This is a genomic window from Pseudoruminococcus sp., from assembly GCF_047012705.1.
Lineage (GTDB): Bacteria > Bacillota > Clostridia > Oscillospirales > Acutalibacteraceae > Pseudoruminococcus.
On record NZ_JBKXNW010000018.1, the window covers coordinates 1 to 23761 of the forward strand.

Genomic DNA, 23761 nt, shown 5'->3' on the forward strand with positions numbered 1-23761 from the left:
CATCGAAGCCCGGAAACCGGAGTTTCGGACGCTTCTCAAGACCGTTACTTGAGGATACATTTGCCATAATTATTTGCCCTCCACATCAAAGGGGAAATCAAGTCCCAGCTCATCGAAAAACGGTTTCAGTTGTGCGTCGATGCCTTTGATTTCAGCCTGAATATTGCGGATTTCTGCTGCAACAGCATTGAGGTCGATTTCCTCTTCCGGCTCAAAGGTATCAACATAGCGAGGAATGTTCAGATTGAATCCGTTCTCTTCAATCTCCTGCATAGTGGCAACATGGGCGTACTTATCGACATCCACACGATGCTCGTAGGTTTTGACGATCTTATCAATGTCGCACTCACGGAGGATATTCTGATTCTTTCCGGCTTCAAAGTCGTTGGACGCATCAATGAAGAGGATGTTATCAGAGTTGCCGTTGCGCTCCCTCTTGAGGACAAGAACACATACCGGAATGCCCGTGCCAAAGAAAAGGTTTGCAGGAAGACCGATAACAGCGTCCAGCACATTCAGCTTTTGGATCAGGTGCTTACGGATCACTTCTTCGGCTGCGCCCCGGAACAGAACGCCGTGAGGCAGCAGGACAACAGCTCGTCCGTCTTCGTCCATGTGGTAAACCATGTGCTGCACAAAAGCAAAGTCAGCCTTGCTCTTAGGCGCAAGTTTGCCGTATTCATTGAAACGCTCGTCCTCCATGAAGTGCATATCAGCAGACCAATTTGCAGAATACGGAGGATTTGCAACCTGAACACGGAACTTCATGTCTCCGAAGTAGTCATGCTCAAGCGTATCGCCATTGTAGATATTGAAGTTGCGATACGGGATGCCGCGAAGGATCATGTTCATTCGGGCAAGGTTATAAGTGGTCGAGGTCAATTCCTGACCGTAGTAGTTACGCACATTTGCATAGTTCTTGAGGCGAAGCAGCAGAGAGCCGGAACCGCAAGTCGGATCGGCTGCGTCCTTAACATCGGTTAAGCCAAGACAAGCAAGGCGGCACAGCAGCTCGGCAGGACCCGAAGGTGTGTAGAACTCACCGGCTTTCTTACCGGCTGTGGCAGCGAATTGACCGATTAGGTACTCGTAGGCATTGCCCAACACATCAATCTTCGTGTCATCCACGCTGAAATTGATCTCGTCCAGCGAAGCAATGATTTTCGCCATGACAGCACTTCTATCTTTAACGGTATGCCCCAGCTTCGTAGAATCGAGCTGCATATCGGAGAACAATCCGTCAAAGTCTTCCTGCGAATCGTTGCCAATAGTGGATTCCATCAGAGCGTTGATTGCTTTCTGCAAGAACTCAATGTCGAAGGAACGGTTCTCAACCATCTTGACCATCTTGCGGAACAAATACTCCGGTTCGATGATATAGCCGAGGTCACGCAGAGCTTCTTCTACGATGGCAGCCTTGTATTCTTCGTCATTCCAAGCATCCTCGTAGCTGATATTATCGTCTTTGAGAAGATTAACCATGTACTTCTCGGTCTTGTCGGAGAGGTAGTAATAGAAGATCATGCCCAAGATATAGTTCTTGAACTCGTATGCCTCCATGTTACCTCTCAGGGCATTTGCCATCGCCCATAGTTTGTTGCAAAGCTCTTTCTGGTGAGCCTGAATAGAATTATCCATTGTTCTCTCTCCTTATTGGTATTTCTCAGTGTGCTGCCGGATAAATTCGACGATCCGGTTGACCAAAGACCTCTTCTTGAGCAGCGGCATGGGCTTCTCAATGCGGTCACGGATGTTTCCTGCATCCATTGTGCCTGAAAACTCATACTCAGAGATGATGTCCGTCAGCATGGAGGAATCAATATCCTCAGTCTTTGCGAAAGCAACGATCTCTTCTCGTTTCGCTTCATTTTCAAAGTCGTTGTATGCAGCGTCAATCTCATCCGCACTTTCAAGACCAACAACGACACGATCCAAGAACGCTTGAAGAATTTCAACCTTGCGAAGCAACTGCGGATTATCCGTCCTGCTCAATTCTTCCTTGATGTGCTTGATGTCGTAGTCCTTCTGCTTCTTGTCATCAAAGTGGATGTTGCGTATCAAGTTCATGATATAGGCAACATTGATACGGTCACTCTCCATGATCTCAATGCAGAAGTCCACATCATTCAGGACAGATACGACTTCTCGATCGGTTTTTTGCCGGGAGTAAAGCATCAGATACTTGCTCTTGTAGTCCTGATACTCCTGCTCGGACATGATGAGCGCATCCTGATCAAAGCTGAACTCAATGAATGTCTGCAAAGATTGGAGGTATTTTGTCAGCTCACGGAAAGTGATGACAAATTTCTTCTGGTCATCCTCGCTCTGCATGGTATCGACGGACTCAGGGTAGAGTGCCACTTCCTTGAGCTTCATAACCATTTCATTGAACTTCTCAACAAAATACTGATAGCCCGGAACGACAATGCCGGAGGTGTCCTGACTCTTGGAGAAGAGCGTCAGTGCGTCATCTGTCCGTTTCTTGAGGTTGCGGTAGCAAATGATGATACCAAACGGTTTCGTTTCTTTCTCGACACGGTTCGTGCGAGAATAGGCTTGCAACAGATCATGATACTTCAAATCCTTGTCCACATACAGCACAGAGAGTTGCTTGCTGTCAAAGCCGGTCAGGAACATATTCACGACGATGAGAATGTCCAGCGACTTTGTTTTCTTTCCTTTGACTCGATCTGAAATGTCCTTGTGATACGCGGAGAAGGTGTCGGTAGAGAAATTCGTCCCGTACATCTCGTTATAGTCCTTGATGATACGCTCCAAGGCATCTCGGCTATGCTCATCCTTGCCCTCAGCATCTTCGTTCTGCCCATAGGAGAAGATGCCGCTGATGTTCAGATCGTGTTTGATCTTCTTGAAAATGTCGTAGTATTTGACAAGAGCTTCGATAGAGGAAACAGCAAAGATAGCCGTGTACTGACCATTTCTCGTTTTGGCTTTGTGGTTCTGGACGATGTGGTTTGCAATGAGGGACATTCTCTCATCCGACATATAGAGTTCGCCAACATCAATCGCGTCAGCCAATGTCGGATCGTCCCAGTCAAAATCGCCTTCCATCGTCTTTATGTACTCAATATGGAAACCGAGGACATTGTTATCGAAGATAGCATCCTTGATCAGATAGTTATGCAAACATTCCCCAAACAGCATTTCGGTGGTCTGCGTGATCTTGCCCTCCGTCTTTCCGTTCACTTCAAAACGGGGCGTACCGGTAAAGCCAAAGAACTGCGCTTTCTTGAAATGCCGAACAATATCCTTGTGCATATCTCCGAACTGGCTGCGGTGGCATTCGTCAATGATGAAGACAACCTTTTCGTCACGGTATGCGTCCATTACCTTTTCGTATTGAGGACGCTTAACGGCATTTGCCATCTTCTGCATCGTCGTGACAATGAGCTGCCGGTTCTTATCCTTCATTTGCCGCACAAGAATGTCTGTGCGATCTGTGACATCAACAGAGCCAGCCTCAAACTTGTTAAACTCTTCGGTGGTCTGAGAGTCCAAGTCCTTACGGTCAACAAGGAAGATAACCTTCTTGATATTTGGATTGGCTGCGAGAATCTGAGCAGTCTTAAAGGATGTCAGCGTCTTTCCTGCGCCGGTGGTATGCCAGATATAAGCATTGCGATTTGTGAGCGTAGCCTGTCTTATAAGGGCTTCTACGGCATACACCTGATAGGGGCGCATAACCATCAGAATCTTATCCGTATCGTTCAGGATGGTATAGCGTGTCAGCATCTTGATGATGTGATCCCTTGCCAGAAAAGAGATTGAGAAGTCCTTCAGGTTGGTAATACGGATGTTGTTGAAATCCGTCCAGAAGAAGGCGAGGCTATACATCAAGTCCCTGTCGGAGTTGGCAAAGTATTTGGTATCAACGCCGTTGGAGACAATGAAAAGCTGAATGAAGTGATATAGTCCGTTATAGGAGTGCTTCTTATAGCGCATGACCTGATTGACTGCTTCTCGAATGTCAATCCCCCTGCGCTTTAACTCGACCTGAATCAAAGGCAAGCCATTCACAAGAATCGTTACATCATAGCGGTTGACATACTTGCCTACAACCGTTGTCTGATGTGTAACTTGGAAGATATTCTTGGTGTGATCCTGATCGAAGAAGGAAAGGTAAACCTTCGTCCCGTCCTCACGCTCAAGGACAAACTTGTCTCTCAGAATTTTTGCGCTCTGGAACACGGACTTTCCAAGCATGAGGTTAAAGATACGCTCCCACTCTTTATCGGTGATAGGCGTATCAAGTTTGGGCGCATTGAAGGCTTCAAACTGAACTTTGAAGTTCTCCACCAATGCGTCATAATCAGGAATATCGACTGTGCTGTATTCCTGCTTGTTTAGCTGCTCTATGAATTGTTGCTCAAGAGCCGCTTCGCTCTGGTATGCCATATCTTCATCTCCAATACTTGAGGATCATTTTTGGTTGCCAACCGATCCTCATTTTATTCTATCACGGCTACTGTCCGATATAACGGACTCATTTTCGTCTTATTTCCAATGTCACATCGCCATTATCCGCAATGGACATTTGCATCGTTTTCAAATACTTGTCCACAAACTGTTTCTGTTCCGAAGAACTCATTTCAATTCGAGTCGCTCTTAACGCCTCTGTGAACATCTCGTAGATATTCAGCCGCACCGCCTGATCTATGTAATGATACATCTCTTTGAACAGTGCGCCGATCTTAATATCCTCTGCATTGCCGGAGTAGAAGTCATCAATGTAGCAATAGAATATACCGGCATTGACAAGTGCGTTCTTCAAATCCGATCCGCAGTTTTCGCGCTCTATCATGACAAGGAACCGAGCCTCCGGTAAAGAAGAAATCAGTCCCCAATAGTCGGAGTCGCTGGACACCAAAATAAAGGAATCCACATTGTTTTTGTAATGCTCCTGACAAGTTCGGGCAATCAGCATCACATCGACCAGAGACTTGTTCTGCTTTACCCGTTCGGTCATCATGTGTTCGACCGGGATGTGGGTAAAACTATCCAGAATACGCCAAGCAGATGCACTATGCACATCATCAAACAGGATGATGGATGCTATCTTCTGTGTGTACTGATAGTCAAGATTCTTGAGCGTAGCGCAGAGCTTGTACGGATCAGAGTTTTCACAATCTACCACTACGACAACCTTTTCGCTGCTACCAATAAACTCGTAGATGCTTCCTTTAATGTAACTTCCAGCATCAGAAACTTTACTGTACTCTGTAAAGTAGTCACCGTTCATTTGATAAAGCAGCGTCACGAATTTTTTATCGTTATAGAGCAGATTACCGACATCCTCCGGTTCCCAGTTTATATACATCTGGTAAGGATAAAAGAGCAAGTGAGCGTAATAAATATCTGCTGCTGCTTTTGTCCCTTCCTCTTTCAAGCCATCTGGCATGAGAAAGAGGTTTTTTACATACAGCCAATTCAGCCAAAGAGGAAATAGCTTCTTGCAATTATTGATCCGATCAGAAATCAGCTTGTTTATCTCAACGATATGCTGACTTAGCTTCGTGCTGGACTTCTTTATAAAACTAATGCCATCCGCATTTAGTTGTTGAAGGCTATCCTGCGGCACATATTCCGGCATACTGCTGATTGAGAGATAACTAAACTTCATGCGCTCGTTGATATGCTTGAAGTTCCTTTCAATCGCTGTCCTTATGATACACAAATGACGGATTATCCGTGCCGTTTTGTCTGCATCAAGTTTTTCGTATATCTCTATTTTGGGTGCTTCATGCTCATTATCAAAAATTCGTTTCGGAACACCAATCAAATATGCAACCTTAGAAACAATTTCATAGGTGCTGTCTTTGTAGGTGACTCGATCATCTGTGGGAAACGCCTCCGCTTCAACGAGGGCATTTTTCTCAGTCACAGCATTCTCAAGGACATCCATATATGCTCCTTTCGCTGAGGTATTTTTCTCTACCTATAACAAAATAGCCGCACGAAAACTCGGACCTACTTCTTGCCCGTTCGCACAGCTTCACATATATCTCCAATGTCACAATTCAAATAGTCGCAAATGCGCAGCAGAACAGAGAGAGCTACATCCTCGTTCTTATTGAGCTTACTCATCGTGCCAGGAGACAGCTCTATATCCTTGCGTAAAGTTGATTTTGGGATCTCTCTTTCAATGAGCATGACCCATAATTTCTTATAGCTTATCTTCATAAAAGCACCTCTCTCAAACGCTTATAGTGAGACTCGTTATATTATACACCAAACGCTTCAAATTTTCAATACGATGCTCCAAAAATTCAAAATATATTTCAAGTTCATGGAGCGCATTACGAAGAAGAAAGCCTGAGCCGATTTATTCATACGGCTCAGGCTTTGGTGGTTATTCCAACTCGCTACTTTTGGCTTTTTCATGCTCCTGTGAAAGCGTTGGACTGAGAAAATCATCGACATTTGCCTTCATGGTATCAATCACTTTAGCCTCTTTTTTGAGCCTTGCTCGTTCGTCGTAGAGACGCTGCTGCTCTTCCAAAAGGCGTTGCTGCTCGGCTTGCAGAGACTTCATACTTGGAAGTTTTTCACCATCTTGCATAGCAAGCAATGTACTCTTTGCTGCTTCAAAAACGACAAGCTCTGCCTCGTGCGCAGCTCGAAAACTCTGCTTGTTCTTCGTCTTTGAGTAGGCATCATAGACCGGCTTGAGCTTTTGATAGGTTGAGATATTCTTGATAAGCGGCTGCACCTTTCGGAGCTGCGCTTCAACGACTTTCAAGTCAGCGCCGGTACGCTCATAAGAACTATGGATGTCTTCGACTTTCTTTTCAAGATCGGCATATTGAAGTAGCTCGTTCTCAGTGAGGTAATTGAGCGTTCTGGCGGCTTCTTTGAGGATCTTAATCTTCATAGAATGCTCAAAGCCCTTGCTGTCGATCTGCTTAATTCTGTTTTGAATATCGCTGATGAGAGAGATGTTCTTCCTACCGTTCTGCATCTGCCGTCTGCGGGCATTGCGTCCTTGAATGCGTTCCTTGATCCGGTCCTCGGTGTAGTTATCTCCGATGGTTTTTGCACGGGTGAAACGCTCTTGCCCTTCGGCACGGAAGGAGATGTATTTGCCGGTTTTGATTTCATATCCGGTGTCCTGCATCAGCTTCAAAAACTCATCGTAGTCCTTTGCTGTGACCACACAGCGATCAATGGTCTGCTTGAGTTTTTGCTTCCAACTTGTACCGCGTTTGGCTTCGGTGTATTCCTTGTAGTCCATGCCTTTTCCCTGAGAGGGAGGAATAACTGACAGCCCGTGTTCAGCACATATCTCATCACTGAGATGCCGCATCTCACGATAGGTTTTCTTATTGCTTCGGTACGCATGGAAGTCAACATAGTTGACAGCGTTAAAGATAATATGATTGTGGCAATGCCCCTTGTCGATGTGCGTTGCAATCACATACTCGTACTTTCCCTTGAGCCATTCGTCGGCAAACTGCTTACCGATTTCATGCGCTTGTTCCGGCGTGACTTCATCAACCGCAAAGGATTGGATCAGATGTCGGGCGATCACCTTCGGCATCTGCATTCCTTGTTGAGCAGCAAGATTTCTTGTCCACTCAAATTCCTTCGCTGCGGCATCGCTGGCAGCGCAACCATAGGAAGAGACATAGAGCTGGTCATCTGTTTTCTGCGGATCAAGAATGTATGCGAGAGCCTTGTTCACAGTTCCTCGGATTGGCTTGATTTTAGTAATCGCCATATCTCAGCCTGCCTTTCTTTCAGCTCTGCAACATCGTCCTCATAGAAGTGTCCTGTGGAGTTGATTCGGCGGCAAATGTGGTTGATATTTGCCGCTGCGCGAGATACTGCTGCGGCAAGTTTCTTCTGCTGCGTGTAGTCCACTTTGATGATGTAACCGTCAATCGCCATCTTGCGAAGATACGCTCCCATGTTGTTTGTACCAAGCTGTTTCATCTTTCCTTTGATAATCCGTTTCTCGTCATCTGAAACAAAGAAGAGTATCTGATTTGGTCGTGTTCTGTTTGCCATAAGCGGTTTGTCCTTTCATAAAGATAGAGGGTTTGGGAGACATCCCAACAAGCATTTTCTGGATTAAGGGGAGGGTTTCCTTAATCCGAAATCGCCGTGTGTATATACACCGGCTGTGCTTGCTATTCTCTAAAATCGTAATCTTAGTTGGAAGTCCCCCGTAAAATACCCCTTCGTAATACAACGGACAAATTCCGCGTTTTTGTCTCACGCATAAAAGAAAAAGACGCTCGAAAGCGTCTTTTTAGTATTGTTCAAGCGATGAGAACGCATCACTCTCAATAGTCAGAATGTCATCCATCGGAATCTTCGTGCCGTCCTGCATGGTAATCAGCCGCTCAAAATCATCCAGCTTTTTCACGATGCCTGTTGCTTCAAGATAAGCACCACCGGCTTTTCTCTCATCTGCTTTGAAGTATGTGACTGCTACCTCCGGCTCATCTTCAAGATGCTCCACAAGAAACTGAAACTTCAAATTTAGGTTATGGAGTTCTTCATCATCCAGCTCGATCTTTGTGTCAGTCAGACGCCCGGTTTCTTTGATAGCAGCATCATAACCGGTGAGAGCTGCGAACGGAGAAAACTGAGCTGCACGATCTGACATCGGCATTTGTGGACGAGTGGTAGAGACATGATGTGGAAGGTTGATAATGTCCTCGTATTGATACAATCGGTTGCCTCCTTTGTAAATGCAAGGTCAGATAGATTTTTGAAGGTAAACCATATCTACCAACTGAATACCACACTCAAAAATCGGATGATCATAATTATCTGTAAAAAACTCAGGAATTATATGTGAGCGTACAAATCCGCATTTTTCATAAAACGGAATAGTCAACGGGCTATCACCCGTACCTACTTGCAAAACCTCAAATCGTCCACTGTATTCTCTTGCAATGAAACTGATCAACATTTTCGCATAACCCTTGCCCTGAAACTCAGGCTCCGTAGCAATGTTTTTTATTTCGAGAATGCCGTTTCCTTCATCTGTCACAACACACTCACACTTTACTCCGTTGTCTTCAAGGACATACATTCGTCCTCTATCAAGATAGCGATCTATCATATCTTCCTGCTCGTCAGCTAATAATAGTAAATTCAGATATTCTTTCTTGTTTTCGGTTATCTCTTTTATCATCATCTTTTCCATAGCCATTTTCTTACGCCTTATGTCCACCAATCTGCTCATTGCGGTCCTTTGCGGTTGCGCCTTCCTCCAAGTTCATGCCTTTGAGTATGGCGTTCTTTCCATACTTCTTCTTGATGATGAGCATTGCCTGTTGCATTTTCTTTTCCCGATCCAGCTCTGCTTTTTCGCGCTTTCGTTGTGCTTCTAAGGCAGTGAAATCTGTGAAGAGATCAAGCTGCTCATAGCCTCCGTTTTTCACTGGCGCGTCTGCTTCTGGAACAACATGATTTGCTGTGATATTCAGCCGACGCACAAGAAGATTCTTGTCCACGATCCTATCAAAGAGTTCTGCCGTAGCACACATTATTTTCTTCGTAGATGATGTGTGACCGTCAAGATTGATTGAGCCGTGCGCCTGTTTTGGTATCTGCCGTCCGTAATGGTCTTTTACAACTGTCCCGTGATATTTTCGGCTTCGTTCGGGATCGGTGAGGTTTTCTATATCGTAGCCAACTGTGATGACGATTTGATCTGTCACAAGTCCTTTGTCCACCAAGTCCAGCACGAGAAGATCAGCCATCTCACGGAGGACGAGCTTTGCCTTTTCAGCCTCATAGGGGCAATGCAGGACTTGTCCTGAGCCTAAGCTGTTGGTGCTGGGCTTGTAGGCTTTGATTGCTTCAACCGTGCAAGGCTCCCAGCCCCACGCATGGTCGATCAGCAGTTCTGCGTTCTTGCCGAAAAGTTTGTAAAGCAAGTCCTCATTTTTCGCCGAGCATCGGGCAACATCGCCCATCGTAAACATTCCGTTTTCTTCGAGCTTCTTTGCATAGCCTCTACCGACTCTCCAAAAGTCTGTGAGCGGCTGGTGCGTCCAAAGCTCACGGCGAAACTTCATCTCATCCAACTCTGCAATGCGAACACCGTTTTTATCTGCCGGAATGTGTTTTGCCACAATATCCATCGCAACTTTGCTGAGAAAAAGGTTTGTTCCAATCCCGGCGGTTGCGGTGATACCGGTTGTCTCAAGCACATCCAAGATCATCTTCATCGCAAGGTCATGTGGCGTGAGATGATAGGTGTTCAGATAATCCGTCACATCCATAAACACCTCGTCGATGGAGTAAACCACAATGTCTTCCGGCGCAACATACTTCATGTAGACCTCATATATCCGCGTACTGATCTCCATGTACCGAGCCATTTGCGGCGGTGCGATGATGAAGTCAATCGCAAGCTCAGGATTAGCTTGCAGCTCAGAAAAGAAATGCGATGATCCTTCGAGCTTTCGTTTCGGTGCATCGTGCTGTCTTCCTGCGTTCGCTTCTTTGACACGCTGCTTCACCTCAAACAATCTGCCGCGTCCTGAGATGCCATAACTCTTGAGGGATGGGGTAACAGCAAGGCAAATGGTTTTGTCAGTCCGGCTTTCGTCCGCGACAACAAGGTTTGTGTCCAGAGGATCTAAGCCTCTATCACGGCATTCGACGGAGGCATAGAAGCTCTTGAGGTCGATGGCAATATAGGTGCGTTGTTTCAACTCCTGTGCCTCCTTTTTATCACTGCATCAGTTCGCCAAACTGGAATTTGTATTATTGGTTACTATATTTGGCGGCTTGTTCTTTCCAGTATGCCATAATATTTTCAACCATTGTAATACACTCATTTTTAGCAGTAGTTTCATTATATTCTTGCATATTGCTGAAAATATGTCCGCATGGTTCTAAATCATCATCTTCAAAACCACCACAGACACCAACAAGCCATTTACCAAGCAACGACGCTTTGAATTTGAAAATGTAATAATGCATTTCATTAAAATCAAATTCACCTGCACATTCAATTTTGAAAGGCTTTTTTCCTAATTCATGAGGGTCAGATAACCACTCAATCATTGCTGTTTGTGCTGCGTATAGCTGTTCCTTATTCATTTCCATCTACCTCCAAAAATCCCGATTTGTTTCGTAAATTCTCTTCCCAAACGCATACGATTCCTGCAAACGCTCCGTCCTATCAAAGCGGCATCGGCGTCCGGGCGATCAGAATGACCGCCAGAATCGCGCCCACAAATGCCGATGCTCCTATGGCTGCCAACACCTTTTTGCTGAGTTCCTTCTTTGCGGCTCCGCAGATCAGTGCGGCGCAAGCCATGCAGACAGCCGCAGCAGCAAGTGCAATGCCCAGCGTTTCCCATAGCCAAGAAAGTTCATGTAGGATTTTCATGCGATCATCATCTCCTGTTCGTTAAACTGGAATTTGTCCTTATAAAACATTTACTCCGTAACCGCAATCTTGATCACGCCGTCCAGATGGTTTTCAAAGATGCGGTATGCCTCTTCAATATCTGCAAGAGGGTATCTGTGCGTGATCAGCGGCGTTGTATCGATCTTGCCTTGCTCGATCAGGTTTAGGATTTCCGCGCAGTCGCAGCCATCCACACCTCCGGTCTTAAAGGTCAGATTCTTGCCGTACATATCGGGCAGAGGGAGTGCTTGCGCCTCGTCGTAGAGAGCAACCACCGTCACAACGGCATTAGGTCTGGCACACATCCACGCAAGTTGGAAGGTGTCCTTCGCTCCGGCGACCTCCAGAACCACATCCGCGCCGCCGTGATCCGAGTTGGCGTGGACATAATTCTCACATTCCTCCGGTTGGCAGAGCAGCACATCAGGATAGTGTTCCTTGACAAACTGCACTCTTGCCGGATCTTTCTCGCATACAATGATCCGCTTCGGCTGTTTCAACATTACGCAAAGCAGCGTGCAAATACCGGTCGGTCCCGCACCGATGATCAGAACTGTATCTTCATTTGTGATCTCGGAGATACGAGCCGCCCAGAATCCCGTTGCCAGAATATCTCCTACGAATAACGCCTGTTCATCGGTCACGCTGTCGGGGATCTTGTTCAGTCCCTGATCGGCATACGGCACTCGGACAAACTCAGCCTGTCCGCCGTCGATGCGGCAACCTAACGCCCAACCGCCGTTTTTGTCGGTGCAGTTGTTGACAAAGCCATGCTTGCAGAAGAAGCACTCACCGCAGAAGGTTTCTACATTTACCGTTACCCGATCACCGGGCTTGACATTCGTAACTTCTGCGCCGACTTCTTCCACGATGCCAACCATCTCGTGACCTACGGTAATACCGGGAACGGCTCTCGGCACAGAGCCATGCTTGATGTGCAGGTCACTGGTACAGATGCTCCCCAGCGTTACGCGGACGATTGCATCCCGTGCATTTATGATCTGCGGCTTCGGCTTGTCGGTCAGGGCAAACTTGCCATGTTCAATATAGGTTAATGCTTTCATTTGTTTTCCAGCCCTTCTGCCCATTTTGCAAGGTCAGCACCGCTGACGGATGCCTTGAAGACCTTGCCGTTCAGCAATTTCGCTCCCTTGCAGCTCGGCAGCAGCTTTTCGTTGGTTTTGCCCATATCACTGCCACCAGAAGTTGCAAACGGAATGATGGTCTTACCGGTCAGATCATAGCTTTCAAGGAAGGTGTTGATGATCGTCGGCGCAACATACCACCAGATCGGGAAACCGACAAACACGGTATCGTAGTCGTTCATATTGTCTCGCTTACCGGCGATAGCAGGACGAGATGCCGGATTGTTCATCTCAATCGTACTGCGGGATTTCTTGTCCATCCAGTCAAGGTCAGCTTTGGTATAGGGTACTTCCGGCTCAATGGCGTAAAGGTCTGCGCCGATAGCCTCGGATAATTTCTCTGCCACCTTTGCGGTCACACCGCTTGCAGAGAAGTATGCAACTAATTTTCTGCTCATAAATGCCTCCAATTTCATTCGTCTTGATCCAGTCCGCCGTTCAGTACAAGGTACAGCAGTACCTCCATCATGTCAGCGATCTTTGCAAGCGTAATATCCTCATCTTTAGACTTGATAATCAGGCGGAAAACTGCATAGAAAACATCGTTTCGATCAAGCTCAGTTTCGGTTTCAAATCGTTCGAGAAGGTTTTCGATGCGTTCCAAATCCGGTCCGTCTTCCGGCTTGAACGAATCCTGCATTCCCAGCAAGGATGCAAGCCGCTCATCTTTCATGATTGCATCGTATTCCACAAGCTGTTTTGCTTCTTCCGGCATCATCTCATCAAAGTAGTTGATGAAGATGTGGACACGAATGCCACCGTCCTTGTCGGGAGAGAAGCAGATGGAGTGCGACTTATCCGCGATCTCCTTCAAAAATCCGAGGTCTTCCGGATCACCAAACTCTGCGAAGGGAAGAAACATATTGATTTCAGAATGCCAGTGATGGTAGTCAACAATTCCCTCAATACGACCACGATGCCGTTCCACAAACGCATCGCAGCGTTCCAGAAGGTACTCATAGTTCTTCTTGTCCTCAGGAATGATGATCTTTGGTATTTTGTCCATTGCGTCGGAGTACGCTTTCAGCATACCTCCGTTGACTGCACGGTCAAATACTTCATCGCACCACTCATCGTATTCACCTGACTCAGCTTCTCGATAATCCCGCTCAAAGATAATATCGTCCATAGCCTTACCCCTTTATGATTTTCTCAAGCTGCTTTTCGGTCGCAGCAGGAAGAAGTAATTGAAGGTGTCTCAAAATACGCTTTCTGGATTTTTGCGGATCTTCCCTGTATGCAGATGTGATGAAGTCATAACCAAAGATGACTTCCGGTGCTGAATACTCTGCAACGCCCCAACCGTAGGGCTTACCGTATTTGTCCTGCATATAGACGAAATCTGCAATGCAGACATAGCTCTGCATTTGCAGCCGTGTGATGCTGGTTTCAAAGCCAGTGTTTCCGCCCTTGCGGTAGTTCCTGACTTCTTTCAGACGCTTGGAAAGGATTCTGCCTTCATCTGCTATGGTTTCATAAAGCTCCTTGTCCTTGTAGGATGCCAGACCGTCATCCCAACGGGCGTCAAAATCATAGCCATCGCGCCGGAAGTTTGCAAAGTCAGGAATCCACTCTCGGCTCACGAATCCAGCTTTCTTGTTAAATAGTTTTCCATAGGAGGCATTTGCCGCTCCGTGCTGCCGGTCCTTTCCATTCCCACGGACCGTCCGCGTCATCTGCAAACCACAACTCCGGTGGGCATAGCTCTTCAACAGAGAAACCGGGAATCTCGTTTCGGAAGAAGGGCAGGAACCCGTATTGCTCAACGGTGGCAATCAGGTCATCGGCGCTATGTAGTTGTCCTGCGTATGCTTCAATCATTGTTGCTTCTCTTCATAATACCTAAGACAATCCTCATTACAGGATTGTGTTGGTTTCGACAACAGGCATCCCATATAATGAATTTATCAGACAGGAAAGTCCTTAAAACATCTAATATCGCTGTTTTCATCCTTCTGGTTTGATCTGCTTCAAAAAGTCTGCATGAGGGACATAAGGCAGGTTCAATCCCCATCCCATACGATTCATTTCATTTAACTTAATCAGCATCAGATTGATGTTCGTTCCCATCATTGCTGAGAGCTGCACCACATCATAGCCTTCTTGCATATACTCAACCAATTCGTCATTGTCGATGATGAGATGGGCAGCAAAAGCATTTGCCTCGTATTCCGGCTTAGATCGCATATCGAACAGCGTAAACTCCGGCAAGGCATTTCCTTTCTTGGCAAGATCGCGGTGGAACACATCATGTCCGATTTCATGACCGCAGACCATCTGCATGACCATGTGTTCCATGCCGGAGTTCAGCAGGATGTGTCTTTCTTTGTGCCGGTAGGTATACATTCCCAGCAGATCGTTCAGCGTGTCTATGTAATGCACATAGATACCAAGCTCACGGGCGATTTTCAATGTATCTCTCGTGCCGCAGCTTCTCACAATGCTGTTTGCTTTTTTATAAATTTCCTCGGAGCGAATGATCACGGAACGCTCACCCCCTTCAAGTTGCAAGTTTCCATTTTGATTATAGCAAAGGAATAGTACGATAAAACGGACAGTTAGGCGTTTGGATCGCTGTCAGTCGCTTTATATTTCTTCGGTGTGTATTTCTCGACATTACGAGCTTTGGACTCCCAGTAAATATCCTGCAATGCCTTCATCACAGCATCCTTGTCCTGTTCGGACAGTGTGCCTCCGGCAAATAGACCCGACATACCATCAATCAAGTCCTGCGCCTGTTTCATTCCACGAGTGCCATATTGCTCTGATGCCTGAACGACAAACGCATCGTCCTCGCTCAGAAAGTAATTGATGTCAACACCGAAGAAGTCAGCGATTTTCTTGTAGTTATCCCTTGTCCGAGGGAAAGAAAGATTGTTTTCGTACCGGGTGATCATGCGTCTGTTGATACCTAAACCGTCAGCTACCTGCTGCTGAGTCAAGTTCTTTTTTTCTCGCTCTGCCTTGAACTTCTCACCGAATGTCATTTTGGTAATCACTCCTGTTCACAAAAAGTTTGCGACATTGAATTGCTCAAACCTATTGACAAGAGCATTTCAAATGCGTATAATAATGCTGTGAGTATTTTAACTACTCATATTCTACTCGGAACTGCTCATCCTGTCAAGGGGTTGAGCAAAAATACAAGAAAAAGTTACAATTCACGGCTGCGGTTTCCCCGTAATCCAGCCGTGAATATGAGAAACGGAGTGAGGATCGCAAAATGGAGTGTCAATGCAGGAAAGCCTATGTGTCGGTGAATGTGGATGTTGACGAAGAAGGAACGGTGCATCCCCGTTTTATCCGATGGAAGAACGGTCTGATTTTTCAGATCGATCAAATTCTTTACAAGTGCCGTGCCAGCTCTAAGAAAGTTGGCGGCGGTGGTATTCGCTACACCGTCATGATTCGAGGAAAGGAGTCTTTTCTGTTTCATGAAGGAGACAAATGGTTTGTCGAAGCAAAGGAGAGCAGCTAATGATTTTATCCCACAAGGAAATAGAAGAAATTGCCGCAGCCGTAACAGAGGACTTTAACGAGTTCTTTTTCGGCTCTCAGGTTGAAGAAGTCCAAGCTCCAAGGGCTACGCCCATTGACCAGCTTGCAAAGGACTATCTCGGTCTTACCGTATCATTCGCAAAGCTGTCGAAGGACGGGAGCATCTGCGGACTTACGGCTTATGCCGATACAGAGTACGCAGTTGAGGAAGGAGGCGCTATCCGCAAACTTGCGCTCAGGCAAAATCAAGTTCTGCTGGATGAGAGTTTTATTCAGCCCGGACAAGTTCGGGCGCTTTGCGGAAAACGCAGATTCACATTAGCGCACGAGTGCGCCCATCAGATTCTCTATCAGATGGAGAGTGATGATGTCAAACAGGCTTGCAGAAAGAAATACGCTGCAAGGACAGCCTACTCCCTCCGGGACTTGAAGACTCGTGAGGATTGGAATGAGTGGCAAGCAAATGTACTGGGTGCGGCACTTCTAATGCCGCAGAAGGAAATTGACCTTGCCATGTGGTTTTTTGCCGGAGGTAGGAAGCTCAAGTGCTATGAAGGGCGTTTCACCTACAATGACAGACTGACATTGACAAGGCTCTGTGGGCAACTCGGTGTCTCAAAGTCTGCCGCCGTAATCCGGCTCAGGCAGCTCGGCTACCTCGAAGACATGGCATACAGTGATTATGCCGATCCGTTGGAGGTGCTGACATGAAGCGAAATATCCGCGTCAAGGACCCATCCCCGGAGATGCTTGTCAAGATCAGACGGGCGCGTCACGCCATCTCATCACAAGAGATGAGAATTATCAAATGCCCATACTGTGGGCATAGTGCAATCCATGTTTTTGAGGACACACGAGGTCATGTCCAAGCTAAATGTAAAATGTGCGGACGAGAAACCGTGTTCAATGTCCTCAGTATGAGACGGTTATTCCTCAACCTCAGATAGAGGTAGAGATAACAAATAAATATTTTTGATAGCTGTGCTGTGGAGCCGCTGATTGGTGAGTCTTCCTAATGCCGCATGAACAGAGTGTTCGCACTCTGTTTTATCGGCATGGGATCATGAACTCACCGGTCATGCGGCTCTTTTTTTAGTCTCTTCCATCCGCTGCTCTGCGATGCAGCGGAAAGGAAGAACTATGAAAACCCCAATCGAATTTGACTATGACCTCTGGACTACGGAGGACGGCAAGTGCATGGTGCGCGTGAAGCAAACCGGCGAAGTATGCGAGGTCAGCAGAGAAACAATGAAGATTCTACGCAACGAAGAAAAGAAACTCAGACGCTCTATGTCGGGAGTACCTGTCATTGGATGTGAAGAAGAGAAAACTACCTTACTTTCACTTGACTATGTGAGCTATGAAGGCGGCGAAAACATGAGTCCAGCTTGGCTGGCTGATCCTTTGGATTTCGAGAACGATGCTCTTTTTCACATTCGGCTCAAGGAGTTCAAAGCCGTTTTAACTCCTTTAGAGTTAAGCGTTTTTGAATGCTGTATTGTCAGGGATTTGACCATGCGAGGCTATGAAGAAGAGTTTCATGTGGACAAGTCAAAGGTATCAAGGGCAAAAAAGAGCATTCAGGAAAAATATAAAAAATTTTTTTGATTTGCGTGAGACAAAACGCAAAAAAATGTCCGTTGTAGTGTGAAGAGGGCGAACAAGCCTCCTTCGCGGTTCCTTGACAACTGAATAGTTCAGTGCTGCGGATCTTTCCTCTTTTCTCGAAGCAACTTATCTTCTGCCGCCAAGACCTCCAACCGGAGTGAGCGATCAACAGAGAGATTAAACAGCCGTGTGGTGCGGCTGCTTGCCATGATGGAAAAGTTGGGTACAATGATACTTCCGTTTCTTCTTTTGAAGGGGCGGCTCGGAGCGATCCTCGGAGGGGTGAGAGTCCCATGATACCGATTAACCGTTGGTAGTCCGCAGCATTCCCTATTCAGCAGGGGTGCGAGCTGCAAATATGCTGATACAAAGAACACTGTAACAAACACCCGCAAGGGTTTATCAGTGAATACAATGGGCAGCAGTCCATCACGGATTGCTGCCTATCAATTTGCTGATAAGGTGTTCTCGCGGCTTTACGCATAGAAAGGGAAAAATTTGGTCAGAATATTTATTGTAAAGGCGGTGATTGTATATGGCGAATGAGCAGAGCAAGAAAGACCTTCTTGAGTCGTTGGTTGATATTCGTGATGTGAAGATTGACAGGAGCAAGCCTGTTGAAGAGCGTATGAAGTCCTATGTAGAGCAGATCAAGAATCCGTATTTATTCAAGGTCGGCAATACAATCGTCAGAGTTTCCTACGCCAATACTCAGGCAACCATCAATGATAACTTCGTAAACCTTCTGGCGAGTATGTAAAGCAAAGGTCGAAGGTCCCGAAATGAATCTTTTTTGTGAACAAAGCAAATAAGGCTGGAATCTTGGTTGAAGATGTGCTATAATAAGCATGGACAAAATCAGTGAACACCACTGCCTACATTTAGTTTTCGGGCTTTCTAACCGGAATAATGTAAGGAGTGGCGTTTTATGCTGAAATTATCTTTAGACAGAGATTATAAAGCCGCCATCTACCTACGATTATCGAAGGAAGATGGCGATTTTTCTTTTTCCGGTGAGAAACTTGAGAGTGACAGCATTTCCAATCAGCGGTTGTTGATCATGGATTATCTCAAGAAGCACCCGGAAATCACAGTAGTTAAAGAATACTGCGATGACGGCTTTACCGGCGCAAACTTTGAGCGTCCTGATTTCAACAAAATGATGGATGCGGTTCGAGCCGGAGAAATTGACTGCATCGTGGTCAAAGACCTTTCTCGTTTTGGTCGTGAGTATATCGGATCTGGTGAGTATATCCAGAAGATATTTCCGCGCCTTGGCATTCGTTTCATAGCGATCAATGACCATTATGACAACGCCCAACCGGGTGCAGCGGATAACGAGCTGGTCTTGCCCTTCAAAAATCTGATGAACGATTCGTACTGCCGCGATATTTCTATCAAGGTCAGGAGTAATCTTGAAGCCAAGCGTCGGAGCGGTCAGTTTGTCGGCACCCGTGTTGTATTCGGATATATGAGATCGCCGGATAACAAGAATCAGTTGGTCATCGATCCCGAAGCAGCGTCCGTGGTGCAGGAGATTTTCAAATGGAAAGTAGAAGGATTGTCTCCGGCTCAGATAGCGGATCAACTCAACACAGCAAATGTACCGTCTCCGATTGAGTACAAAAAGGCTAAAGGCTCTAAACAGCGCACTTGTTTTCAGACAAAGCAAGTAGCCTTATGGAGTGCCGTTGCAATCTATCGCATTTTGAAAAACGAGATTTACACCGGAACGCTGGTGCAAGGAAAAACGACTTCTCCAAACCACAAGGTTAAAAAGACGGTGGCAAAGCCGTCTAATGAGTGGTCACGGACAGAGAACGCGCACGATCCCATTATTGCTCCATCTCAGTTCGATCTCGTCCAGCGGCTTATGCAGGACGATACAAGAAGCCCTGTCGGAGCAAAAGGTGTGCATCCTTTTTCGGGAAAAATCTTCTGTGCGGATTGTGGTAGCCCTATGGTTCGTCGGGTTACACGCACGGGCGGTCACGAATATGCCTACTTCATCTGTGGGGGAAACAAGAACGACAAGAACTCCTGCTCGTCCCATAGCATTAAGGAATCCGTTGTTTATGATACGGTTCTTGCAGTCGTACAAGGTCACATTGCGGCAGCTATGGATATGGCAGATGCACTGACGCAAATCGACAATCTTGCTTGGGAAAACCGAGAGCTTGAAAAGATCAATGCAAAAATAGCTTTTCAGGAAGAGATTATCGACAAGAACAGAAGGCTGAAAACCGGCGCGTATGAAGACTTCAAAAGCGACTTCATATCCCGTGATGAATACAAGATTTACACTGCCCGGTTTGATCAGCAGATTGCAGAAGCAACCGAAACTATCATGAGCCTCACCGGTGAACGCAACAGCGTCATGGGAGGCTTGGCTGAACAGCAAGGCTGGCTGGCTCAGTTCAAAGAGTATGAAAACATTCAAGAGCTTACCCGAAGAGCCGTGGTCAGCCTCATCGAATATGTCCGCGTTAATGAGGACAAGGAGATTGAGGTTCGTTTGATGCACGGAGATCGGTTTGCATCCATTGTGGACTTCCTCAGCGAACAAAAGGAAAAGGAGGCAGCCAAGAGAATAATCCATTTGACAAGGGAGGCGGTATAAATGGCACGAGTATCACGCAAAAAGCAAAACACGGTACAGACTCAGGTTGATACCTCCGTCCGCATTTGGAAAACCGCCCTCTATGTCAGATTGTCCGTAGAGGACAACGGAAAAGGCTCCGATTCCGTTGAGAACCAGACAGCACTTCTGGATGAGTATGTTGCCAATCATCCCGGATTGAACAAGGTTGCCATCTTCATTGATAACGGCTATACCGGCACAGATTTCCTGCGTCCGGAGTTTAACCGTATGATGGAGGCAGTCCAGGCAGAGCTGATAGATTGCATTGTAGTTAAGGATCTTTCCCGTTTGGGGCGTAATTATATTGAGACTTCTCAGTTTATTGAAAAGATTTGCCCCTTTTACGGACTGCGGTTTATAGCGGTCAATGACTCCTATGATACCGCAACCGTGACGAGTGAAGGTCAACTCTCGGCATCTTTGTCCAACATCGTTAATGACTACTATGCGAAGGACATTTCAAGAAAAGTCACTTCGGCATTGCAAGCGAAAATGGAGCGCGGTGACTATATCGGAAATTATGCTCCCTATGGCTATCGCAGAGATCCTGAGAACAAAAACCACCTGCTTGTTGATCCTGAAACAGCACCGATTGTCCAGCAGATTTTCGAGTGGAGAGCTGCCGGAGTTAGTTATATGGGCATCAACAAGAAGCTCAATGATGCCGGAATCCCATCCCCCAGTCAAAAGAAGTTTGACAGCGGCATCGTAACCAACAACAATCGTAAAGACCGGACGATCCTTTGGAACAAGCACAAGATTACGGAGATATTGAATGACATTGTATATATTGGACATCTCGCTCAGAAGAAGGGCAGTCAGTGCCTTTACAGTGGCATCCCGTATCACATTACCTCCGAAGATGAGTGGATTATAGCGAAAAATACGCACGATCCCATCATCAGTGATGAGCTGTTTGAGAAAGTCCAGCAGATCAACAAAGAAGCCGTGGAACGCACGAAAGCAAATTCCGGCAAGTACGATCATCTGCCAAAAGCAGTGAATATCTATGGCAAGAAATTCGTTTGCGCTGATTGTGGTGCAGTCATGAAGCTGACACGATCCATCAGTACAAAGAAAGACAAGGCTTATTTCACATTCAAATGCCCCACCTATGCAGAACACGGCGCACGAGGCTGCTCCGACATCAAGATGCGTAAGGGCGATTTGGATGAAGCGGTATTTGCGTTTATCAAAGCGCAGATGGATGTGTTTCTCGATATGGAAAGCACGATCCGCCGATTGCTTGCTATGAAGAAGTCCAAGCTCAAGCAAAACAACACTGTTCAGGAGATCAGGGCTTTGAAGCAGAAGTTGGCTCATAAACAGTCTCTACTCAGTGGAATGTATGTTGATCTCAAGGAAGGCTTGCTTTCTCAGGAGGAATATGGTCATCACCGTGAGATCATCGGAGAAGACATCCGTGCATTGGAATTGAAACTCTCTGAGTTGGAATCTGTAAAGACGGAAACCGAAGAGCAGATTACAGGCGAGATGAAGTGGAAATTCATGATTCAGCGTTATTATGACGCAACCGAGATTTCTGCTGATATGGCAGACGCATTCATTGAAAGCATGAAACTTCATGCCGATGGTAGCTTGGAAATCAAACTCAGCTACATGGACGAGTTTGAAGCACTTACAAGCACTTGTGAAAGACTCAGAAAGGAGGTCGCATGATGAAAAATCAAATTGCTATCTATCTCAGATTGTCTTTGGAAGATGTGGATAAGCGGACAAACGCCGTAAAAGATGACAGCAACAGCATCGCTTCTCAGCGTTTGCTCATCAACCGTCATCTGGATCAGACACCGATGCTTTGCGATCTTCCTCGGATTGAGTTCTGCGATGATGGTTTTTCCGGCACCAATTTTGATCGCCCTGATTTCCAGCGGATGATTGAATGCGCAAAGCGCGGTGAGATTAGCTGCATTGTTGTGAAAGACCTCTCTCGCTTTGGAAGAGACTATCTTGAGGTTGGCGATTACTTGGAGCATATCTTCCCGTTCCTCGGCATCCGCTTCAAGTCCATCAATGACCATTATGACAGTGCAAAGCATGAAGGCAAGACTATCGGGATGGATGTTGCCTTCAAAAACCTGATCTATGACTATTACAGCAAGGATCTTTCGCAGAAGGTTAAGTCTGCAATGCGAACGAAGCAGCAAAAGGCACGGTTCGTGAATACCGTCCCTTATGGCTATAAAACGCATCAGGATGACAAGCATCAGCTTGTCATAGACGAAAGAACCGCCCCGGTGGTACGCAGAATTTTTCTGAATGTTATCGACGGAAAGTCCTGCACTCAGATTGCCAAAGAGCTGAATGCAGAGGGCATCCTGACACCGGCTCAGGCAAAAGCGATTCATAGCAGTTCAGCCAAAAAGCCCCAGTGGACACATCGAGCAATCCTTAGTATGATTGAAAACATCAAGTACACCGGGGTTATGGCAAACCACATGAGAGAAAGTCGCTTCATCCGGGACAAGAACCAGCGTCGTGTTCCCAAAGAGGAATGGTATATCCGCAAAAATGCACATGAGGCTATCGTCACTCAAGAAGAGTTCGATAAAGCAAATGAGGCGATTCAGCGGCGCAGAAAAACAGCCAGAGTAACCCATGATCAGTCTGATAGAGTTTATTACTGCGCACACTGCGGCGGCAAACTCGAAAAGGCAAACGGGAAGGTATTTGCTTGCCCCTCCCATCGGTACCACGACGGAAGCTCTTGTGAGGGCGTTTATTGGAGAAAAAACGCATTGGAAGAAGTTCTGCTTGAAGCCTTAAAAGGACAAATCGAGATCACACGCATTGAATCCTTGGAAGTCAAAAAGGCTGCACGAATCAGAAACGAGAGCTTGCAGCGTCAACTTGTATTGCTCAAGGCTCAGTATGATGCTTGCGGACGAGAAAAGTTTACCCTGTACGAACAGTACAGAGAAGCGAAGATCACCGCCGAAGAATATCTTTCCGGCAAAGATGAGCTGACAAGAAAACAAGCTGCCCTTAAAGAACAGCTTGAGGAAAGTGAAGCTCTGTATGAAGCGAATCAGCAAATGAGCGATACTGCATCCGAGCAGCAAGAGGCGGTCGGAAAAATGACCGGCTTGTCCGATGCCAAACTCAGAGAGCATCTTTATGATGCAGTTGAACGAGTTCTGGTCTACGACTCAGAAAGCATCGAGATCATTTGGAAGTTCAACGAAGTGAAGAACGGAATCAGCAGTTATGCCGGAGCCGGTGTATGACTCCGGTATAGCTTTTAGCTGTGAAGTCGTTTTTTGTCCTAAAATAACATAATCTATCGAAACATCGTAGGCGTATGGTTTCGATCTTCAAAAGGCTCAACCACCTGTTTTCGTGGGCTTTTTGAAGAATTTGAAAAATTTTTTTGCACCTACTTGACATAATGGGACGATTTAGGTAGATTCGTGACAAGGGGGCAGTGCGCCCATTCGCACCCGCGAG

25 protein-coding genes are annotated in these 23761 nt (G+C 46.4%); 7 read left to right on the forward strand and 18 right to left on the reverse strand.

Features of this window, described 5'->3' with window-relative positions; genetic code table 11:
- Nucleotides 1–69 precede the first annotated feature (69 nt).
- From ACLU24_RS13105 to ACLU24_RS13185, 18 genes are all read right to left on the reverse strand, one after another.
- On the reverse strand, nt 70–1638 hold the full coding sequence (locus ACLU24_RS13105; protein WP_412613121.1) for a type I restriction-modification system subunit M: 1569 nt from the start codon (nt 1636–1638) through the stop codon (nt 70–72).
- Nucleotides 1639–1650: 12 nt separating this feature from the next.
- Nucleotides 1651–4416, reverse strand: a complete 2766-nt coding sequence (locus ACLU24_RS13110) for a type I restriction endonuclease subunit R (RefSeq protein WP_117452828.1) — start codon at nt 4414–4416, stop codon at nt 1651–1653.
- 88 nt (nt 4417–4504) lie between these two features.
- Nucleotides 4505–5923 (reverse strand): NYN domain-containing protein, encoded by a 1419-nt coding sequence (locus tag ACLU24_RS13115; protein ID WP_412613122.1) that lies wholly within the window; start codon nt 5921–5923, stop codon nt 4505–4507.
- Between the two features lie 65 nt (nt 5924–5988).
- The gene (locus ACLU24_RS13120) at nt 5989–6201 is read right to left on the reverse strand and encodes a helix-turn-helix domain-containing protein (protein ID WP_071699564.1); all 213 of its coding nucleotides are present in this window, start codon (nt 6199–6201) and stop codon (nt 5989–5991) included.
- Between the two features lie 169 nt (nt 6202–6370).
- Nucleotides 6371–7738 carry a relaxase/mobilization nuclease domain-containing protein gene (locus ACLU24_RS13125; RefSeq protein ID WP_412613124.1) on the reverse strand — a complete coding sequence of 456 codons (1368 nt, stop codon included), beginning with the start codon at nt 7736–7738 and terminating at the stop codon, nt 6371–6373.
- Nucleotides 7699–8028, reverse strand: coding sequence for a plasmid mobilization protein (locus tag ACLU24_RS13130; RefSeq protein ID WP_117461146.1), 330 nt, complete (start codon nt 8026–8028; stop codon nt 7699–7701). Before ACLU24_RS13130 ends, ACLU24_RS13125 begins: the two co-directional genes overlap by 40 nt.
- Nucleotides 8029–8272: 244 nt before the next feature.
- The gene (locus tag ACLU24_RS13135; protein WP_412613140.1) at nt 8273–8638 is read right to left on the reverse strand and encodes a hypothetical protein; all 366 of its coding nucleotides are present in this window, start codon (nt 8636–8638) and stop codon (nt 8273–8275) included.
- A gap of 87 nt (nt 8639–8725) precedes the next feature.
- A complete protein-coding gene (locus tag ACLU24_RS13140) occupies nt 8726–9169 on the reverse strand; it encodes a GNAT family N-acetyltransferase (protein ID WP_117461166.1) in 444 nt (147 codons plus the stop codon).
- A gap of 19 nt (nt 9170–9188) precedes the next feature.
- Entirely contained in the window at nt 9189–10697 is a 1509-nt protein-coding gene (locus ACLU24_RS13145) for a Y-family DNA polymerase (protein ID WP_412613125.1), read from the reverse strand.
- Between the two features lie 52 nt (nt 10698–10749).
- Nucleotides 10750–11088 (reverse strand): hypothetical protein, encoded by a 339-nt coding sequence (locus ACLU24_RS13150; RefSeq protein ID WP_412613126.1) that lies wholly within the window; start codon nt 11086–11088, stop codon nt 10750–10752.
- A gap of 82 nt (nt 11089–11170) precedes the next feature.
- Entirely contained in the window at nt 11171–11380 is a 210-nt protein-coding gene (locus ACLU24_RS13155) for a hypothetical protein (protein WP_412613128.1), read from the reverse strand.
- Nucleotides 11381–11430: 50 nt separating this feature from the next.
- Nucleotides 11431–12465 (reverse strand): alcohol dehydrogenase, encoded by a 1035-nt coding sequence (locus ACLU24_RS13160; RefSeq protein ID WP_412613130.1) that lies wholly within the window; start codon nt 12463–12465, stop codon nt 11431–11433.
- A complete protein-coding gene (locus ACLU24_RS13165; protein WP_177713522.1) occupies nt 12462–12944 on the reverse strand; it encodes a flavodoxin in 483 nt (160 codons plus the stop codon). Before ACLU24_RS13165 ends, ACLU24_RS13160 begins: the two co-directional genes overlap by 4 nt.
- A gap of 14 nt (nt 12945–12958) precedes the next feature.
- Nucleotides 12959–13675 carry a hypothetical protein gene (locus tag ACLU24_RS13170; protein ID WP_177713521.1) on the reverse strand — a complete coding sequence of 239 codons (717 nt, stop codon included), beginning with the start codon at nt 13673–13675 and terminating at the stop codon, nt 12959–12961.
- A gap of 4 nt (nt 13676–13679) precedes the next feature.
- The gene (locus tag ACLU24_RS13175; protein WP_412613132.1) at nt 13680–14222 is read right to left on the reverse strand and encodes an AlkZ-related protein; all 543 of its coding nucleotides are present in this window, start codon (nt 14220–14222) and stop codon (nt 13680–13682) included.
- Entirely contained in the window at nt 14146–14367 is a 222-nt protein-coding gene (locus ACLU24_RS14660; RefSeq protein ID WP_475495308.1) for an AlkZ-related protein, read from the reverse strand. The genes ACLU24_RS13175 and ACLU24_RS14660 overlap by 77 nt, the downstream gene beginning before the upstream one ends.
- A gap of 126 nt (nt 14368–14493) precedes the next feature.
- Nucleotides 14494–15030 carry an ImmA/IrrE family metallo-endopeptidase gene (locus ACLU24_RS13180; protein WP_117461152.1) on the reverse strand — a complete coding sequence of 179 codons (537 nt, stop codon included), beginning with the start codon at nt 15028–15030 and terminating at the stop codon, nt 14494–14496.
- 74 nt (nt 15031–15104) lie between these two features.
- Nucleotides 15105–15533, reverse strand: a complete 429-nt coding sequence (locus tag ACLU24_RS13185) for a helix-turn-helix domain-containing protein (RefSeq protein WP_412613134.1) — start codon at nt 15531–15533, stop codon at nt 15105–15107.
- Between the two features lie 275 nt (nt 15534–15808).
- On the opposite strand from ACLU24_RS13185, the gene ACLU24_RS13190 reads away from it, so the two are divergent.
- The 7 genes from ACLU24_RS13190 (at nt 15809) to ACLU24_RS13220 (ending at nt 23541) form a co-directional block, all read left to right on the forward strand.
- Nucleotides 15809–16024: a hypothetical protein gene (locus tag ACLU24_RS13190; protein WP_475495309.1), complete on the forward strand. Its 216-nt coding sequence runs from the start codon at nt 15809–15811 to the stop codon at nt 16022–16024.
- Nucleotides 16024–16755 (forward strand): ImmA/IrrE family metallo-endopeptidase, encoded by a 732-nt coding sequence (locus ACLU24_RS13195; RefSeq protein ID WP_177713518.1) that lies wholly within the window; start codon nt 16024–16026, stop codon nt 16753–16755. Before ACLU24_RS13190 ends, ACLU24_RS13195 begins: the two co-directional genes overlap by 1 nt.
- 429 nt (nt 16756–17184) lie before the next feature.
- A complete protein-coding gene (locus ACLU24_RS13200; protein ID WP_412613136.1) occupies nt 17185–17652 on the forward strand; it encodes a hypothetical protein in 468 nt (155 codons plus the stop codon).
- Nucleotides 17653–18187: 535 nt separating this feature from the next.
- A complete protein-coding gene (locus ACLU24_RS13205) occupies nt 18188–18412 on the forward strand; it encodes a DUF6870 family protein (RefSeq protein ID WP_117461158.1) in 225 nt (74 codons plus the stop codon).
- 168 nt (nt 18413–18580) lie between these two features.
- On the forward strand, nt 18581–20272 hold the full coding sequence (locus ACLU24_RS13210; RefSeq protein WP_177713516.1) for a recombinase family protein: 1692 nt from the start codon (nt 18581–18583) through the stop codon (nt 20270–20272).
- The gene (locus tag ACLU24_RS13215) at nt 20273–21973 is read left to right on the forward strand and encodes a recombinase family protein (protein ID WP_177713515.1); all 1701 of its coding nucleotides are present in this window, start codon (nt 20273–20275) and stop codon (nt 21971–21973) included.
- Nucleotides 21973–23541, forward strand: a complete 1569-nt coding sequence (locus tag ACLU24_RS13220) for a recombinase family protein (protein ID WP_412613138.1) — start codon at nt 21973–21975, stop codon at nt 23539–23541. The genes ACLU24_RS13215 and ACLU24_RS13220 overlap by 1 nt, the downstream gene beginning before the upstream one ends.
- The last annotated feature ends 220 nt before the right edge of the window (nt 23542–23761 follow it).